The sequence below is a fragment of the Bradyrhizobium sp. genome (genome assembly GCF_049519115.1).
Lineage (GTDB): Bacteria > Pseudomonadota > Alphaproteobacteria > Rhizobiales > Xanthobacteraceae > Bradyrhizobium.
Genome location: NZ_JBEKRB010000080.1, coordinates 1 through 16,507, shown reverse-complemented (window position 1 = coordinate 16,507; position 16,507 = coordinate 1). Strand labels below are relative to the sequence as shown.

Annotated in this window: 13 protein-coding genes and 1 tRNA gene; 6 read left to right on the top strand and 8 right to left on the bottom strand. The window is 62.4% G+C overall.

The features are described 5' to 3' along the window. Positions 1–551 precede the first annotated feature (551 nt). From ABSE61_RS32755 to ABSE61_RS32745, 3 genes are all read right to left on the bottom strand, one after another. A tRNA-His gene (locus tag ABSE61_RS32755) sits at positions 552–628 on the bottom strand. 295 nt (positions 629–923) lie between these two features. Then, complete coding sequence (locus ABSE61_RS32750) at positions 924–1,358, bottom strand: phasin (RefSeq protein WP_423875315.1); 435 nt, start codon at positions 1,356–1,358, stop codon at positions 924–926. A gap of 250 nt (positions 1,359–1,608) precedes the next feature. Continuing rightward, positions 1,609–1,992 carry a phasin family protein gene (locus ABSE61_RS32745; protein ID WP_423875314.1) on the bottom strand — a complete coding sequence of 128 codons (384 nt, stop codon included), beginning with the start codon at positions 1,990–1,992 and terminating at the stop codon, positions 1,609–1,611. A gap of 202 nt (positions 1,993–2,194) precedes the next feature. Here ABSE61_RS32745 and ABSE61_RS32740 point away from each other — a divergent pair, with 202 nt between their 5' ends. Further along, positions 2,195–5,383 carry a PAS domain S-box protein gene (locus tag ABSE61_RS32740; protein WP_423875313.1) on the top strand — a complete coding sequence of 1,063 codons (3,189 nt, stop codon included), beginning with the start codon at positions 2,195–2,197 and terminating at the stop codon, positions 5,381–5,383. A 45-nt stretch (positions 5,384–5,428) separates the two neighbouring features. On the opposite strand, the gene ABSE61_RS32735 is transcribed toward ABSE61_RS32740, so the two are convergent. Then, on the bottom strand, positions 5,429–5,860 hold the full coding sequence (locus ABSE61_RS32735) for a hypothetical protein (RefSeq protein WP_423875312.1): 432 nt from the start codon (positions 5,858–5,860) through the stop codon (positions 5,429–5,431). A 103-nt stretch (positions 5,861–5,963) separates the two neighbouring features. On the opposite strand from ABSE61_RS32735, the gene ABSE61_RS32730 reads away from it, so the two are divergent. Then, on the top strand, positions 5,964–6,533 hold the full coding sequence (locus ABSE61_RS32730) for a TetR/AcrR family transcriptional regulator (RefSeq protein ID WP_423875311.1): 570 nt from the start codon (positions 5,964–5,966) through the stop codon (positions 6,531–6,533). Between the two features lie 11 nt (positions 6,534–6,544). Here the strand turns inward: ABSE61_RS32730 and ABSE61_RS32725 are convergent, their stop codons facing one another. After that, the gene (locus ABSE61_RS32725) at positions 6,545–7,315 is read right to left on the bottom strand and encodes an alpha/beta fold hydrolase (protein WP_423875310.1); all 771 of its coding nucleotides are present in this window, start codon (positions 7,313–7,315) and stop codon (positions 6,545–6,547) included. A 148-nt stretch (positions 7,316–7,463) separates the two neighbouring features. On the opposite strand from ABSE61_RS32725, the gene ABSE61_RS32720 reads away from it, so the two are divergent. From ABSE61_RS32720 to ABSE61_RS32710, 3 genes are read left to right on the top strand one after another with little or no spacing between them, the layout of a single operon-like run. Beyond that, on the top strand, positions 7,464–8,114 hold the full coding sequence (locus ABSE61_RS32720; RefSeq protein ID WP_423875309.1) for a GntR family transcriptional regulator: 651 nt from the start codon (positions 7,464–7,466) through the stop codon (positions 8,112–8,114). Further along, entirely contained in the window at positions 8,111–9,640 is a 1,530-nt protein-coding gene (locus tag ABSE61_RS32715; protein WP_423875308.1) for an aldehyde dehydrogenase, read from the top strand. Before ABSE61_RS32720 ends, ABSE61_RS32715 begins: the two co-directional genes overlap by 4 nt. Before the next feature lie 58 nt (positions 9,641–9,698). After that, positions 9,699–11,048 carry an MFS transporter gene (locus ABSE61_RS32710; RefSeq protein ID WP_423875307.1) on the top strand — a complete coding sequence of 450 codons (1,350 nt, stop codon included), beginning with the start codon at positions 9,699–9,701 and terminating at the stop codon, positions 11,046–11,048. 133 nt (positions 11,049–11,181) lie between these two features. Here ABSE61_RS32710 and ABSE61_RS32705 read toward each other — a convergent pair whose 3' ends face one another. Together ABSE61_RS32705 and ABSE61_RS32700 are read right to left on the bottom strand one after the other, a co-directional pair. Then, positions 11,182–11,832: a 3-oxoacid CoA-transferase subunit B gene (locus tag ABSE61_RS32705; RefSeq protein ID WP_423875306.1), complete on the bottom strand. Its 651-nt coding sequence runs from the start codon at positions 11,830–11,832 to the stop codon at positions 11,182–11,184. Further along, on the bottom strand, positions 11,832–12,569 hold the full coding sequence (locus tag ABSE61_RS32700) for a CoA transferase subunit A (protein WP_423875305.1): 738 nt from the start codon (positions 12,567–12,569) through the stop codon (positions 11,832–11,834). The genes ABSE61_RS32705 and ABSE61_RS32700 overlap by 1 nt, the downstream gene beginning before the upstream one ends. A 368-nt stretch (positions 12,570–12,937) precedes the next feature. On the opposite strand from ABSE61_RS32700, the gene ABSE61_RS32695 reads away from it, so the two are divergent. Beyond that, positions 12,938–14,884 carry an AsmA family protein gene (locus ABSE61_RS32695; RefSeq protein ID WP_423875304.1) on the top strand — a complete coding sequence of 649 codons (1,947 nt, stop codon included), beginning with the start codon at positions 12,938–12,940 and terminating at the stop codon, positions 14,882–14,884. Positions 14,885–14,954: 70 nt separating this feature from the next. Here ABSE61_RS32695 and ABSE61_RS32690 read toward each other — a convergent pair whose 3' ends face one another. After that, on the bottom strand, positions 14,955–16,187 hold the full coding sequence (locus tag ABSE61_RS32690; protein WP_423875303.1) for an ABC transporter substrate-binding protein: 1,233 nt from the start codon (positions 16,185–16,187) through the stop codon (positions 14,955–14,957). Between the last annotated feature and the right edge of the window lie 320 nt (positions 16,188–16,507).

Sequence of the window (16,507 nt, the reverse complement as noted above, 5' to 3'; positions counted from 1 at the left end):
GTGGTAGCGAGCGTGAGGGCAGAAGCGAGCAAAAGCCGTTTCATTCCTAGTCCTCCCCATTGGTTTCAAGTGCCTGCCAAGACAACCATGGGGAGAGACACCTGTCTAACGAATTAGGGAACTTCTGCAGCGTCGACCCCATTATTTTTAGGGTCGCTGACGGCCGCCCGTCACGGCCCTGCACGGTCGGTCGGCCCGCAACCTTCCCCCAGCCAGGCCGGCCGTGCCCAGTGAAGCGGGACGCGCGGGGCTGTGATTCCGCGACGGCGATCGGCCGGCCCAAGACAGCCCGCAAATTAAACACTCGCCAGCGGCCTTCCCAGAGTCTTGGCGGACCTATCGGCTACAGCCGGCGACGACCATTGAACCGATCCGCACCGTCGGGGCGAAGGGGCATTGCGGCGTATCATCGTCCAGCCACATCGAAAACCAGATCAGGGCAATAACGAACAGAACAGCAGCAAGGACGGCTAGGGCCGCCGGCGGCTTCCCAGCGGCTTCCCAAGCTAAAGATTTTGGGAAGCGACATTTATTTAAGTTATTGTTTTTATTGGTACAGTTGGGTGGGCTCGAACCACCGACCTCCTGTTCCACAGACAGGCGCTCTAACCAACTGAGCTACAACTGCATCCTGGTCGGCCCCCCGGCAAACCGGGTCCCGAGACGGGCCGGAAACTAGAGCATGATCCGGAAAAGTGGAAGCCGGTTTTCCGAAACGCCTGCCCACGGGCTCGAGCCGGGGATTACATTCAAACAACAATCCAAAGCACGGTTGCCGGTTTCCGCCGATATCGCGCGCTTTAGATGCAAGCGTGCCGCTTGGCAAGGCCGTCCGCGCCGCTCGGATAACGGTTTCAGGCGCACCGGCAACAAAAAACCCGAGCCAACCGGCCCGGGTTTTTTCGAGCTGAGCCGTACCCTTATCAGGCGGCGGGCTTGAACAGCTTGCCGGCGTTGGCCTTGATCGGCTCGACGGTCTCGGTCGCGACCTTCTGCGACAACTCGGTGAGTTCCTTGCTCCAGCCAGCGAAAGCCTCGAACTGCTTCTTGGCGTGGCCGGTCCACAGTTCGAGCGCCTCGGACGGCGTCTTCACGGCAACCAGTTCCTGCGCGAAGTCGAGCGAAGCGCTGGTATTGGCCTTGAGGATTTCCATCAGCTTGGCGGAATACTCGCTGGCGCCCTTGCTGGCACTGGAGAACACAGCTTCGATGGTCGAGTTGTTGCTCTCGGCGACGTCCTTGAAGCGGGCATAGTTGTCGCGGACCTGCGAGACGCCTTTCTCGGCGAAAGCGCGCATTTGCTCGGGAACCTCGAACGGGATGATCGAGGCAGAGAAGGGATCGGTTGAATTAGCCATGGCATGCATCCTTTGGGAGTGGGGATAGACAGGGTGTGACCCCTTGCGCGCCCGGCAGACCTCCGGAAAACGTCGACACGGATCACTGCGCGGAAATGCCCTCTTGGGCGCCTAAGATATCAGCACACTATCATGGCAATTTTGTGCAACGCAACCAAATCACGTGTGCGATGCCATAAAATAATCCTTAGAGTCCGGCCTCCGGGTTCCCGGAAGCCGACCCAATTTTATCTTAAGCCACTGCGAAAAATTACTTTTTCGCCTTTGCCGCATCCGTCGCCGTGCGGCTCATGATCTGACCCATTTCACTTGCCTGTTCGGCGACCGCGCGCATTTGGGCCTGAACATATTCACGGTGCAGCCCCATCACCTCGCTCAGATCTTTGGCATGCACCAGCGCCTGCGCATAATCGAGCGAGGCCTGAACGTTCTTTTCGGCGTAGGAAAACGCCATCGCGCTGACGTCCTTGGCGCCCGCGCCCACGGTCGCCGTTCGCGCAGAAAGCGAATCGGCGGCCGCTTGCGCGCCAGCGATGAATTTTCCGAAGCTTTTGCGCGCCAGATCGAAGCTCGCTTCCGCCATCGACCGCATATCCTTCGGAATCTCGAAACGGTCTCGTTCTTCTCCTGCCATGGTCCACCTCCCGCTTTACGTTTCTGTCGCTATTCAACGCCAACGCGGTTGCGCACGGCAAGGTCCATTCCGATTAAGGTTATCCAGCCCTAAGACGCCCATCTTACGGCTGGACCGTGGACCTGCCAGAGCCGGAAGGCGATACTAACGATCCGTTAACGCTGTCACGTTCGGCAGCCCGAAGATCCGGTGCCGGGAGACGATGCCAAACACGGAATTCAAGGTGCACGGCCCCGACGATCCGCGGCTGGCGGTGCATGCAACAAGTTCCCTCCCCGCCTGGTTATGGTCGGCCGACGGCACGCGGGTGCTGTGGGCCAATCCGCCGGGCGCGCTGGTGTTTGGCGCCGCGAGCAACGCCCGTCTTGCCGACAAAAAAATCGGCCCCGCCGATCCGCACCGCCGTCAGGTCATGCAGCTCGCGCACCGGCTACTCCCGAACGGCGCCATTCGGCTGGAACGGTTGCGCGGCTTCGGCGCGCGGCTCGGCACGCTCATCACCTGCGCCTGCGCACGCCTGGAGTTTGCCGACGGCAGCGAAGGCGTTCTGATCGCCCCTGTCGAGCCGGCCGGACGCTTGATGCCGCTGGCCGAACGTCTGCAACGGTTGGTCGACGACGTCGATGCGCCGGTCGCGACGTTTGAGGCCGACGGCACGCTCGTTGCCGCAAGCCGCAACGCCGATCTCAATGGCCTCCATCATCTCGCCGAGGCAGGATTCGAAGAAGCGCGCCAAACCGCTTTGAAAGACGGCCGCGCCGAGACGTCGTTCGGCTCCGGCCACATCACGTTGCTGCGCCTCGGCAGCCGTGCCGATCTTGGCCTCCTCGCCTTGATCGCGCCCGCCGCCCAAGAATCCCCCACCGCAACGATCGGCGAATTTGGCAAGCAAGCGCCATCCGGCGAAGCTGCGGCCGAAGTCGGACAGATGCGGAACGACGCGCCCGAGAACGCTGCTCTGCCAGGTGACACTTCCGAGGCGGCTGCACCCGAAGCACCGATGGCCGATCCGGCTCCGATCGAACCAACGATACCGCAGCCACGCCAGCATCCGCTGCGGTTCATGTGGCAGATGGATGCCGACGGACGTTTCTCACTCGGCTCCGATGCCTTTACCCGTTTGATCGGCGTGCCCGCCGCCGCCGGTTTCGGCCGGCCGTGGCAGGAAGTCGCCGAGGTTTTCGGGATCGATCCAGAAGGGCTTGTGGTCAAGGCGGTCGCCACGCGCGAGGCCTGGAGCGGCATCATCGTGAACTGGCCCGCCGACAACGGCCGCCGCCTTCCGGTCGAATTGTCGGGATTGCCGATCCATGACGGGCAGCGAAACTTTGTCGGCTACCGCGGTTTTGGCGTCTGCCGCGATCTCGAAGGCCTGACGCGGCTCGATGCGCTGCGCAGCCAGGAATTCTTCAATGATCCGCCATCTGCGGACATGATGTCGCCCGAAATTGGCCGCGCCGTCGCGGGAACTTGGGCAGCGGCTGCGCCCCCGCCCCACGTTCCCGACCCAAGCGTTGATGTGACTGCACCTGTCTCTTTGACTGCATCTGCTTCGTCCGACACAGCCCAACCAACCGATTTGGAAACGCCGGTGGAAACGCCCAACGAAATTCAGGAAGTGCCGCAGTCTGACTCGCCGAATGTCGTTCCGTTCCGCCCCCTCGGCGAGGCACGTTCACCGGTATTGACGCCGGTCGAAAACAGCGCCTTCAACGAACTCGCCCGGCAATTGTCGGCGCGGCTGGAGAGCGAGAACGAAGCCGACGAAGCCGCCGAGCCGGAACACGCACCGCAGGCTGCCGCTGCGCCGCCAGTTGAAAAGGAAACGATTGAGATCGCCGTCAAGGCGCCGAACTGGCTGGCCGTGCCAGAGCCGCCGGCGCGCGCCGACAGCAAGCGCGACAAGGTGCTGTTCGACCTTCTGCCGACCGGCGTGATGGTCTACCGGCTCGACCGCCTACTCTATGCCAACCAGGCGTTCCTCGAACATATGGGCTATCCCAGCCTGCACGCTCTGGAACAGGCCGGCGGCGTCGATGCGCTGTATGTCGAACCCGGCGTCTCAAGCGCGAGCAGCACATCGGATACCGGCACTCCCGTCAGCATATCTTCCCCGGAAGCCCCATCCACCGGCGCCATCGACGCGCGGCTCCATACTATCAGCTGGGATAACGACAGCGCCCTTGCCTTGATCTTTGCCGGCGCGTTTACGCAAAACGCGGCGCCGGCGCCAGTGGTGGAACTGCCAAGCCCCCCCGCACCGGAGCCGTCCGCTGTCGGCCATGCAAATGCGGAAGAACTCGCCGCGATCCTCGACACCACCACCGACAGCATCTTGATGTTCGACGCGCAGGGCAACGTCAATTCCTGCAACCGCAGCGCCGAGGCCCTGTTCGGTTACGACGGCACGCAACTGACGCAGCAGAATCTCGCGACCTTGTTTGCCCCGGAAAGCGGGAGCATCGTCAAGCAGTATCTCGAAAGCCTCAACGGCACCGGCGTCATGATCCTTGTGGAAGACGGCCGCGAGGTGCTGGGACGCGGTCGCGGCGGCGGCCTTATTCCGCTGTCGATCACCATGGGACGGACGCGGGCGGACGGTCCGAATTTCTTCGCGGTGTTCCGCGATCTGTCGAAGCTCAAGAACGGCGAAAACGAATTGCGCGAAGCGCGGCGGCTGGCCGACCGCACCGCCAACGCGAAAGCCGATCTGCTCGCACGTATCAGTCACGAAATCCGCACGCCGCTGAACGCCATCATCGGCTTTGCCGAAGTCATGATCAGCGAACGTTTCGGCGCACTGGGCAACGAACGTTATATCGAATACATGAAGGATGTCCGCACCTCAGGCCAGCGGGTGATCGCCGTGCTCGACGATCTTACCGATCTCAGCCGCATCGAGACCGGCAAGCTCGACCTTGCCTTCACCAGCCAGAACCTCAACGACCTCGTCGAAAGCTGTGTCGCGATGATGCAGCCGCAGGCCAGCCGCGAGCGCATCATCATCCGCACCTCACTGGCGCAGATGTTGCCGCCGGTCGTGGCCGACGGCCCGGCATTGCGCCAGATCACCATGAACCTGATCGGCAACTCGATCCACCTCACCAATGCCGGTGGCCAGGTGATCGTCTCCACCGCGCTGACCGATTTCGGCGAAGTGGCGCTGCGGATCCGCGATAGCGGCCCTGGCCTCAATGACAATGAGGTGGCTGCCGCGCTGGAGCCGTTCCGCCAGCAGGCCATGCTGGATCAATCGCCGGAGGCCGCGGTCAGCCTGTCGCTGACAAAAGCACTCATCGAAGCCAACCGCGCGCAATTCAATATCAAGACCGGCACCCGCTCCGGCACCCTCGTCGAAGTCGTGTTTTCGCAGGCCATGGCCAAACCGTAAGGCGAGCCAGGCGGCAGGTTCAAAACCTGCCCTACAAAAACTGCCTTACTTGGATTTCAGCTTCGCGATTTCGTTTTTGGCGGCGGCGACGATCTCGTCATTGTTGTGGGCGTGGCCCCAGAGGCCCCAGCCACCTTCCACTGCCTCGGTCAGCAGAACCCATGTCCGCTGTTTGAGACTGTCGTCGCCCGCGGCCTTGGCGACAAGGTCGGTCAATTGGCGGACGACTTCGATTTGTTTTGGACGGTCGAGCGCGCCTTGATTGGTCAGGACCTGAACGCGAACGTAGTTGGTGTCGCCGTCCACGTTCGAAAGCGCGCCGCTCGCAAGTTCATGCACAAAGGTCGCGGTATTCTTGCGGAACATCGTGATATCCGGCACCTGCTCGATCGATTTGACGGTGGCGGCGGCCTCTTTGGCGAGGGCGTGCGGGTCACGAAAGGTGCCTGCGGTGGCGTAGATATCGATCATCGGCATCGACGGCGCTCCTTAACCCGGATCTCACCTGGGGCTATGATGATTATCATAGAATACTATGACAATCGTCATAGTCAAGGTCTGTAGTCGAGAGGCGAGACGATTGGCTGGCGACATCAAGCAAACGATGATCGAACGCACCGCGGTGCTGCTCGCCAAAAAAGGGCTGCAAGGCGCGTCCTTTAGCGAAATCCTGGAAGCCTCAGGCGCACCGCGCGGTTCGCTCTATCATCATTTTCCCGGCGGCAAGGACGAACTGGTCCTGGCCGCGCTCGAACATGCCGCAAACCAGGCCCTTGGCGTGCTCGATCGCCTCGCCGGCAAACCGGCGCGCGAGGTTGCGGAAGGTTTTTTGTCGCTGTGGCGCTCGTTGCTGGCGCGATCGGATTTTTCGGCCGGCTGCGCAGTCGTCGCGGTGACGGTGGCGGCGGAATCGGAAGATTTGAGGGCCCGGGCGGCCGAGATCCTCCGCAGCTGGCGCGAAAAACTCGTCACGCTGTTCGTTGCTGGCGGGATACCGAAGAAAAAAGCCCGCAGCCTTGCCGCGAGCCTTGTCGCGGCTTGCGAGGGCGCTGTGATTCTCGCCCGCGCCGAACGAAGTTTTGAGCCGTTCGATCTGGTCGCGGCCGAGCAGCTGGCGATGATCGAGGCCGCCGCGAAATCGGTTTCGTAGGCGTTGCCGGATTACTTCAGAAAATCCGCGATCGCATCTAGAAAATCCTGTGGCGCCTGCAATTGCGGAACATGCGCGCAGCCCGTTAGAATCTTCAGCCGTGCATTCGGCAGCAACGCCGCCAGTTCATGCGACATCGGCGGCGGCGTCGCCTCGTCGTGCTCCCCAACCAGCACCAGCACCGGCATTTTGACGCCAGACAATTGAGGACGAAGATCAAGCTCGGCGAGTTGCGCGCAGGCGCCCTGCAACACCTCAGGGTCGGTCTTCAAAAAAGCTTCGCGGCGGTCGCGCATCAGGTCGGGATGGGCCGCCTGAAACTCCGGCGCGAACAGCCGGCGCATGGCGACGTCGGTGATCGCGGCAAGTCCCTTGGCTTTGGAGACGGCGGCCATGGTGCGGAACGCTTCGCGCCCTGGTTCGGAGAACGCTGCGCCGCAATCGGCGAGGATCAGTTTGCTGGCAATATCTGGATGCCGGGTCGCCATTTGCAGCGCTACAAAGCCGCCGTAGCCGTTGCCGAGCACGATCGCATCACGGCCTCCGGCCTCGGACACGGCTTCCGCCATCCGGTCGGCGACGGCCGCGAGCCCACCGCTGACCGCCTTCGAGCCGCCGAAACCCGGCAATTCCGGAACGATCACGCGATGCGTTCTTGAAAGCTGCGGCGCGATGGCATCGAAACTCGCCCGGTCCGACAGCAGGGAGTGAAACAGAAACAGCGCCGGTCCCTCACCCGAAACGGCCGCATTCAAGGTGCCCTGAGCAAAAAATCGGTCCATGCGGGGCTCTCTTTATCTGATGTAACGGGGCGGAAAACCGGTGGAGTGGAACCGATTGATAAATCAAACGGTAGGCATTTCAAGCCCTCAGTGCTTGACGTGATATTTCACGAATGCAAGATAGGACCGAAATCATGCGGATTTGCCTATGCTTTTGCGCGACAATGTCTACGAAAACCTCCGTGCTGATATTTTGAGCTGCCGACTCGCGCCGGGCGATGACATGCGCGAGCAGGAGCTCGCCGAACGCTACGCCGTCAGCCGCCAGCCCGTCCGCGAGGCCCTGCTGCGACTGGAACGCGAGCATCTCGTCACCGTGCAGCCGCGCCAGGGCTACCGCGTCAATCCAATCTCGCTGTCGGATGCGCGCGATCTGTTGCGGTTTCGCCTCGCGCTCGAGCCGGCCTGCGTTGCGGAAGCGATCGAGAACGCGCCGGAAAAGGTGCTCAAAGCGTTCGACGAGTTCAGAAGCTTTTCCGGCGATCGCGAGGACTTCATCACCTATAACCGTGCCTTCCACTGCGCGCTTGCCCACGCCTCGGGCAATCGCCGCATGGCGGGCTCGTTGTGCGACCTGATCGGACAGGCCGACCGCCTCGTGCGCGTCAGCCTCGCCAATGTCAGGGACCATGATCCGACCCAACTGGTCGCCGAACATGGCGAGCTGATCGAAGCCATGCAGCGGCGCGATAAGCGTCGCGCGCTGCATCTCATCAAGGCCCATATCAACCAAACCGAAAAGCGCGTGCTGCCGGCACTCAAGCACAACGCCGTGATCGTGGAGGAACGAAACACATGAATATTCCAACCAAGCCCGGTTCATCCTCCATCGAAATTCACGGCAATTTCGTCGGCGGCCGCGAGATCGAAGCCGGCCACGGCGCCATGCTCGACGTGCGCAATCCGGCGACCGGCGAGGTGATCGCACAAATCCCTAACTCGACCGCTGACGATGTCGACCGCGCCATGAAGAGCGCGCGTGCGGCTTTCGAGGGCAGAGCGTGGGGCGGCATGGACATTCGCGCCCGGGCGCGGCTCGTCAACAAGCTTGCGGATGCGTTCGAGGCCAATCTCGACCAGCTCTACAAGCTCGAGACGCTCAACAATGGCCGTCCGGTCAACGAGACCCGCGCGCAGCTGTCGCGGCTGCCGGACTTCTTCCGCTATTTTGCAGGCGTGGCGCTGGCGCGGCGCGACTCTGTGATCCCGGTCGAAGGTTCGTATTTGAATTACACATTGCGCACGCCGATCGGCATCGTCGCGAACTGCACCCCGTTCAATCATCCGCTGATGATCCTGTGCAAGTCGCTGGCCGCAGTGCTGGCGTCCGGCTGCGTCACCGTGGTGAAACCCTCGGAATACACGCCGCTGACGACCTTGCGGCTGGCCAAGATCTTCACCGAAGCGGGCCTGCCGCCGGGCGTGTTCAACGTCGTGCTGGGCCTGGGGCAAAGCGCCGGCAAAATACTCGCCGAACATCCGGACATTGATAAATTGGTGCTGACCGGCGGCACTGAAGCCGGCCGCATCGCCGGAAGTGCCGCAGCAAAGGTGTTCGCGCATCAGACCATGGAGCTCGGCGGCAAGACGCCGGTGATGGTGTTCGACGATTTCGACATCGACCGCGCCGTCAACTACGCCGCCTTCGGCGCCTTCATCGGCGCCGGCCAGACCTGCATCTGCGCCTCGCGCCACCTCGTGCAGGCCTCGATCTACGACGAGTTCGTCGAAAAGCTCAAAGCCAAGACCGAGACCATCAAGATCGGCGATCCCTCCGATCCCGCCACCCAGCTTGGGCCGGTGATCTCGGCCCGTCAGCGCGACCGCGTGCTGTCCTATTGCAAGTTCGGCCATGAAGACGGTGCGAAGCTCGTCACCGGCGGCGTGCCGGCGAAGATCGCAGGCCTGGAGAACGGCTATTTCGTCGAACCGACGGTGTTTGCGGGTGTGAAAGCCGACATGCGTATTTTCCAGGAAGAAGTGTTCGGTCCGTTTACTTCCGTGACGCCGTTCAAGGACGAGGCGGACGCGTTGCGGCTTGCGAACGACTCACCGTTTGGGCTGGCCGCGGCGATCCGCACCCGCGACGTCGCGCGGGCCCATCGGGTCGCTTCCGGCGTGAAATGCGGCATCGTCTGGATCAACGATCACCACCGGCTCGATCCGGCCTCGCCCTGGGGCGGCGTCGGCGATTCCGGCGTCGGGCGCGAATGCGGCACCGAAAGTTTTGACGATCATTTCAACGTCAAGAGCGTGATGGTCGCAACCGGCGACGCGCCGTTCGACTGGTACCGCGACACAGCCGGGCAGCGGCGGCTCAACTGAACCAATAGCGCGCCGAGTAACACAGTCGGCGCACTGCACGAATACAGGGGGGAATTTCATGGCACTTGCAGTAAACGCCGGCGCGCGCCTCGACCGGCTGCCGATCTCATCGTTTCACTACCGCATCTTCTGGCTGGTCGGCGCCGGCATGTTCTTCGACGGTTACGATCTTTACGTCGCGGGCGGCGTGCTGGCCTCGGTGGCCCAGTCGCAATTCTCGACGCTGGCGCAAATCCCTCAATTCATCTCACTGACATTCGTCGGTATGACGTTAGGCGCGCTGATCACCGGCTTTATCGGCGACAGGTTCGGCCGCCGCTTCACCTATCAGATCAACCTCTTGATCTTTGGACTGGCCTCGCTCGCAGCCGCCTTTGCGCAGGATATGAATCAATTGATCGCCTGCCGCTTCGTGCAGGGGTTGGGATTGGGCGCTGAAATCGTGGTCGGCTATTCGACGCTGACCGAGTTCGTGCCGCCGAAGACGCGCGGACGCTGGCTGTCGATGATGGCCTTTATCGTGGTCGCGGGCTTTCCGGCGACCTCGCTGCTCGGCTATCTCGTGATCCCGAATTTCGGCTGGCGGCCGATGTTCGTCATCGCCGGCGTCGGCTCGCTCATTGTCTGGTATCTGCGCAAGAACTTGCCGGAATCGCCGCGCTGGCTTGAATCGGAAGGCCGCAACGAGGAAGCTGAAGCGCTGATGCAGGCGATCGAAACCGAAGCAAGCGGCGGCAAGCCGCTGCCGCCGGTGGTCATTCCTCCGGCCGTCAAGCCTGCGGCCGCGATCGACATGATCAGGCCGCCGCTGTTGCAGCGGATGATCGTCGGCTCCTGGGTGCTGATCACGATCAACACGCTGATCTTCGGTTTCGTGATCTTCCTGCCGCAGTTCTTCCTGCGCCAGGGCCTGACCATCACCAATTCGCTCGCTTATACGCTGGTGCTCTCAGCGGCATCGCTGGTCGGATGTGCGCTCGGGGCGTATCTGTCGGACGGGATCGGACGGCGCATGAGCATTATTCTGGCCTCCATCGTCACCATCATCAGCGGCTACATCTATGCCCGTTTCGATGCGGCTTCCGATCCGGCGATCGTGCTCTCGGTCGGCTTCGTGCTGGTGGTGGCGATCTACATCCAGACCGCGATACTCTACGGCGTCTATACGCCGGAACTGTTTCCGACCGAGATCCGTCTTCGCGCCAACGGCATCTGCAATTTCTTCGGACGCGGCGCCACCGTCATCTCACCCTTCATCGTCGGCAGCTTGATGGCGTCCTACAAACTGCCGGGCGTGGTCTGGCTGATGATCGGGCTCGTGCTGGTGCAGATTCTCGTGGTGTGGGCCTGGGGCGTCGAGCCGCGCAACCGCGGGCTGGAGGATGTCGCCGCCAAGGCGAGTGTGTGAGAGGTTCAAACCCTCATCCGGTCATACCCCGCGAAAGCGGGGTATCCGGTACACCGTGGCCTCTCAATGACCGACAGCCGCCTCTGGAATACTGGATCATCCGCTTTCGCAGATGATGACAGAAATAAACGCCTTACGCGTTCTTCAGCGCGACGCGAAATTCAGCCTCGGTCTTCGCCTTGACTTCGTCGAGCGTGACGCCGTCGGCGAGCTCGATCAGCGCCATGCCGTCCTTGCCGTGCTTGTCGATGGTGAAGACAGCCAAATCCGTCACCACCATGTCGACCACCCGCTCGCCGGTCAGCGGCAGGTTGCACTTTTTCAGGAGCTTCGCGCCGTCCTTGGCGGAATGCTCCATCACCACCACGACACGCTTGACGCCGGCGACGAGGTCCATCGCGCCGCCCATCCCCTTCACCATCTTGCCGGGGATCATCCAGTTGGCGAGATCGCCGTTCTCGGCGACCTGCATCGCGCCCAAAATCGACAGATCGATATGCCCGCCGCGTACCATGCCGAAGGAATCGGCAGACGAGAAATAGCTCGTGTCCGGCAATTCGCTCACCGTCTGCTTGCCGGCATTGATGAGGTCGGGGTCTTCCTCGCCTTCATAGGGAAACGGCCCCATGCCGAGCATGCCGTTCTCGCTTTGCAGGGAGACGTCGATGCCGTCGGGAATGTAGTTGGAGACCAGCGTCGGAATGCCGATGCCGAGATTGACGTAATAGCCGTCGCGCAATTCCTTGGCGGCGCGGGCGGCCATCTGTTCGCGGGTCCAGGCCATCAGACTTCACTCCCCGTTGCGGCGGCCGGCGCCTGAGCAGGACGCGGGCGGGTGTTACGGAATTCGATTCGCTTCTTGGCGCTGCCGACCTCGATGATGCGCTTGACGAAAATGCCGGGCGTATGGATGTGATCCGGATCGATCTCGCCGGCCGGCACCAGATGCTCGACCTCGGCAACCGTGATCTTGGCAGCGGTTGCCATCATCGGGTTAAAATTGCGCGCGGTCTTGCGGTAAACCAGATTGCCGGCGGTATCGCCCTTCCAGGCATGGACGATCGCGAGATCCGCGAACAGGCCGCGCTCCATCAGGTATTTCTCGCCGTCAAACACCTTTTCTTCCTTGCCCTCGGCGATCAGCGTGCCGACACCGGTCTTGGTGTAGAAGGCCGGAATGCCGGCGCCGCCGGCGCGGATGCGCTCGGCCAGCGTGCCCTGCGGGGTGAATTCGAGCTCGAGTTCGCCGGCGAGGTATTGCTGGGCGAATAGCTTGTTCTCGCCCACGTAGGACGAGATCATCTTCTTGATCTGGCGCGTCTCGAGCAGGCGCGAGAGCCCGATGCCGTCGACGCCGGCATTGTTGGACACCACCGTCAGGTTCTTCACGCCGCTATCGCGGATCGCATCCGACAGGGTCTCGGCGATGCCGCAGAGGCCAAAGCCGCCCGACATGATCATCATGCCGTCCTTGAGGATGCCGTCGAGGGCCGTTTTGGCGTCGGGATAAACCTTTTTCATGCGAATAGCGACCTGATGGAGAAAACGTGTAAGCGCCTGCCAACTATTAGGCGAAATCTTCGCAATGCGTCAATGATGGGGGCGGCCGTCCGATGCGGTGGCTTCATCCTTCGAGACGCCGCCTGCGGCGGGCTCCTCTGGACGAGGTCGGAGGTCTTCCTCAACCCTCATGGTAAGGAGCATACCGCGCGTCTCGAACCAAGAGGCCTCAGTTCCGTATTGCCCCTCGTCGGCCTTGAAAGCGTCAAGAAAAACCAGCAAGTTGCCCGAACTTGACGGGGTCGTCAGGTATGTCCCGCCCTGCCCAGGGTTTTGGCAGCGACCCCGGCCCCCTCTAATTTGGATATTTCCAGGATTTTCCGTTGACGATGGCCCAGGGAACAAGGCGCCTCGCGATGCCGGTCGTGGCGCTGCTCGGAGCGGCGCTGGTCGCCCTGATCGCCTCGAGCTGGCTTCTCAACCGCGACGCGCTGCGTGCGGCGGTGGAAGCGCAAATCCGCGCCGTGACCGGGCTCGATCTGGTCATCAAGGGCGGCACCGATATCTCGGTGTTTCCCGGCAGCTACGTCTCCTTCCATGACGTGGGCTTGCGGGGCGGTGCAGCCGCCGATCCCGCGCTGACCGTCGACGTGCTGACCGCGAACCTGCGATTGCTGCCGTTACTGTTGCAGCGCTTCGAGATCGCGGACGTGATGATGCTGCGGCCGCACATCCGCGTGGTTCGCGATATCAACGGCGACAGCAACTGGACGCCCTTTGTCGGCACCATCACCCACACCATGAAGCCCGGCGCCGAAAATCAACTGTCGTTCTCGGAAATCCGCATCCAGGACGGCACGCTGTCTTACGAGGACCCGGTCCGTCAAGTCAAAGAAGCGCTCGACGACATCGACCTGTCGCTGGCGTGGCCGTCGATCTCGCGATCGTTCGCCGCGACCGGGCAGTTCGACTGGCACGGCCAGCGCGTCGACGGCAGCGTTTCGATCAGCGATTTCCTCGCCGCCCTTTCGGGCGACCGCTCCGGCTTCAAGGCCCGCCTTGTCAGCGCGCCCTTGAAACTCGCCTTTGACGGCACCGCCGCCAACCGCACCAGCCTGATGATGGAAGGCACGCTGACCGTCGATACGCCCTCGCTGCGCAACGCGCTGCGCTGGACCGGGCAAGAGCCGCCCGGCAGCGGCGGCTTCGGCCGCTTTGCGCTGAAGGCGCGCGCCAATGCGGTCGGCGCCTCGGTCGCACTCACCAACGTCAATGTCGAGCTCGACGGCAATGTCGCCGAGGGCGTGATGACCTATACCAATAACGGCCGGCAGTCGTTGCAGGCGACGCTTGCCGCCGACGCTCTCGACTTCACGCCCTATATCTCGACCTTCCGCCTGCTCGCCAGCGGCGCGCACGACTGGAACCGGCAGCTGTTCGATCTCAATTCGCTGTCGATGACCGATCTCGATATTCGTCTGTCCGCCGCGCGGATGACGGTCGGCCCGTCCAAACTCGGCCGCACCGCGCTCGGCGCCAACTTACGCAACGGCGCGCTCGCGTTGTCCATTGGTGAAGCGCAGATCTATGGCGGCGTCGCCAAGGGCTCGTTCGCGCTGTCGCGGATCGACGCCGATGCCGATGTGAAGGCGCAGTTCCAGTTCACCGATGTCGATTTGCAGGCCTGCGCCAGCGAGCTGTTCGGCTTCAATAAATTATCCGGCCGCGGCAATCTCGGCGTGTCGCTGGCCGCCTTCGGCTCGAGCCCGTTTGCGCTGGCGCAATCGCTTGATGGCACGGCGACGCTCACCGGGCATGACGGCGCGATCTCCGGCTTCAACGCCGAACAACTGCTCAAGCGCCTGGAGCGCCGGCCGCTCTCGGGCGCCGGCAATTTCCGCTCCGGCTCGACGCCTTACGACAACCTCACCATCGGGGTGAAATTCGCCGACGGCGTCGCCACGCTCGACGATGTCCACATCGAAGGGCCTGCGCACATCACGCTGACCGGCACGGCTTCGGTACCCTCGCGCGAGTTTGACATGAAGGGGACAGCGAGCCTTGTCTCGGCCAACGGCGCGCCCGGCTTCGAATTGCCTTTCATGGTGCAGGGCCCGTGGGACGATCCGCTGATCTTCCCCGATCCCGACAGCCTGATCCGTCGCTCGCCGGGGGCAGCACCTTTGCTCGATGCGCTGAAGAACCCCAAAGCCCGCGACACTGTTCGCTCGGTGATCGAGCAACTCACCGGCGGCGCCAAACGCACAACCCCCGACGAGGCCGCGCCGGCACCGACGAATGCGCCGGCCGCAGTAGGCGACGCAAAGTCGAACTAGGTGACCGCCGGATTGCGGTTACCGGCTGTCGCCTGCTTGAGGCTTGAGTCCCTCGGACCGGGTATATCGGCTACTGCGAAAATTTGACGAACTTCGGGTAGACGAGCTTTCCTTCCGCGATCTTTGCCGGCCATACCGTGACCTGCTTGCCGTTCTGCCACTGGAATACAAGGCCCGTCACGTAGCCGGGGCCGGACTTGATGCCGTGGGTGAACTCGTCGTCCTTGCCGTAAAACTCGATATTGCCGATCGTGCCTTCGAACTTCGTCTTTTCTATCTCCGCGACCATCTTGTCGGGATCGGACGAGCCCGCGCGCGTGATCGCTTCCGCGATGATGTAGACTTCGTCATAGGCAGTGTAGCCGGTATAGGCCGGCGGCGTGCCGTATTTAGCCTTGAAAGCCTGGGCGAACGGTTTTGTCTTCGAGGTCACCGCGACGTCGGAGGTTGCGACCGCAAGCGTGGGGATGCCGTCGGCGGCGCCGTTGGTATCGTTCCAGAAGGTCGGACTGAAGGCCTGCGCGCTGATGCCGAACATCGCGATCGGCACCTGCTGGTTTTTCCACTGCACGGTCGGCTGCACGCCGACATGTGAGATGCCGGTGACGATCACATCGGGCTTCTTGCTTTCGATGTTGTTGAAGATCGGCGTGAAGTCGGTGGTGTCGGGCGAGAAGCGGATGTGCTCGACGACCGTCATGCCGGCTTTCGGAAAGCAGGCCTCGTAGCCGGCGTCGAGCGGCTTGGTCCAGGCGGCGTCCTCGCTCATGATTGCGACGTTCTTGAACTTGAGCTGGTCGACCAAAAGCTCCTTGGCCGCATCGCAGACGAGTTGCGCTTGTGCCGCCGAGGTCAGGTAGCCATGGAAGGTGTACTTGTTCTTGTCGTAATCGTTGTGAATAGCTTTGGTGATCTCGTTGGACGCAGCACCTGGCGTGATCAGCGGCATCTTCAGCCGCGCCGCCCAAGGCTCAAGCGCCAGAACCACCTCGCTGATATAGCTTGCGATGACGGCGGAGACCTTGTCCTCGCTGACCGCGCGCTGAAAGGCGCGGACCGAATCTGCCGACGAGCTCTTGTTGTCATAGGTCACGATCTCAATTTTGCGCCCGAGCACGCCACCCTTGGCGTTGATCTCGTCGGCGGCAATCTGCGCGCCGCCCGGCGTCGCCGCGCCCGCAATCGATTGCACCTCGGCGATGACGCCGATCTTGATCGGATCTGCCGATTGCGCATGGGCCGGGAGTCCGAGAAAAATCGCTACTACACCCGCAAGCAGGGGCATCGCGCCTGATGGCTGCATCTGTTCTCTCCCTTTTGCATTCTTTTCTTTTGTTGCGCCGCGGCAAGCGGGACGCGCGCACAAGTCTAAGCTTGCCGTTCGGAAGTTGAAAGCGCTCGCCGGGACCGCACCGAGCCCCGGCCAATGCGCCGGCGGCCGCTGCGCAGTCGAACCAGGTGGTCGGCAAGATTGCTGTCGGTATTTCTCGCCTGTCGCCCCTGACCTGCCTCTGAAGTTTCATCCAGTGGCGATTAGAGTCTCGGCGGATGTTACGCCGTTTGGCGCGGGTAGAGCAACGTGCGATCGGCGGAGCTGGTTGGGGTTGCGCAGCCGGTCGCACG

Coding starts and splice junctions, on each gene's coding strand:
- ABSE61_RS32750 (WP_423875315.1), bottom strand. CDS start 1,358: ATGGCTAATTCAACCGATCCCTTCTCTGCCTCGATCATCCCGTTCGAG.
- ABSE61_RS32745 (WP_423875314.1), bottom strand. CDS start 1,992: ATGGCAGGAGAAGAACGAGACCGTTTCGAGATTCCGAAGGATATGCGG.
- ABSE61_RS32740 (WP_423875313.1), top strand. CDS start 2,195: ATGCCAAACACGGAATTCAAGGTGCACGGCCCCGACGATCCGCGGCTG.
- ABSE61_RS32735 (WP_423875312.1), bottom strand. CDS start 5,860: ATGCCGATGATCGATATCTACGCCACCGCAGGCACCTTTCGTGACCCG.
- ABSE61_RS32725 (WP_423875310.1), bottom strand. CDS start 7,315: ATGGACCGATTTTTTGCTCAGGGCACCTTGAATGCGGCCGTTTCGGGT.
- ABSE61_RS32720 (WP_423875309.1), top strand. CDS start 7,464: ATGCTTTTGCGCGACAATGTCTACGAAAACCTCCGTGCTGATATTTTG.
- ABSE61_RS32715 (WP_423875308.1), top strand. CDS start 8,111: ATGAATATTCCAACCAAGCCCGGTTCATCCTCCATCGAAATTCACGGC.
- ABSE61_RS32710 (WP_423875307.1), top strand. CDS start 9,699: ATGGCACTTGCAGTAAACGCCGGCGCGCGCCTCGACCGGCTGCCGATC.
- ABSE61_RS32705 (WP_423875306.1), bottom strand. CDS start 11,832: ATGGCCTGGACCCGCGAACAGATGGCCGCCCGCGCCGCCAAGGAATTG.
- ABSE61_RS32700 (WP_423875305.1), bottom strand. CDS start 12,569: ATGAAAAAGGTTTATCCCGACGCCAAAACGGCCCTCGACGGCATCCTC.
- ABSE61_RS32695 (WP_423875304.1), top strand. CDS start 12,938: ATGGCCCAGGGAACAAGGCGCCTCGCGATGCCGGTCGTGGCGCTGCTC.
- ABSE61_RS32690 (WP_423875303.1), bottom strand. CDS start 16,187: ATGCAGCCATCAGGCGCGATGCCCCTGCTTGCGGGTGTAGTAGCGATT.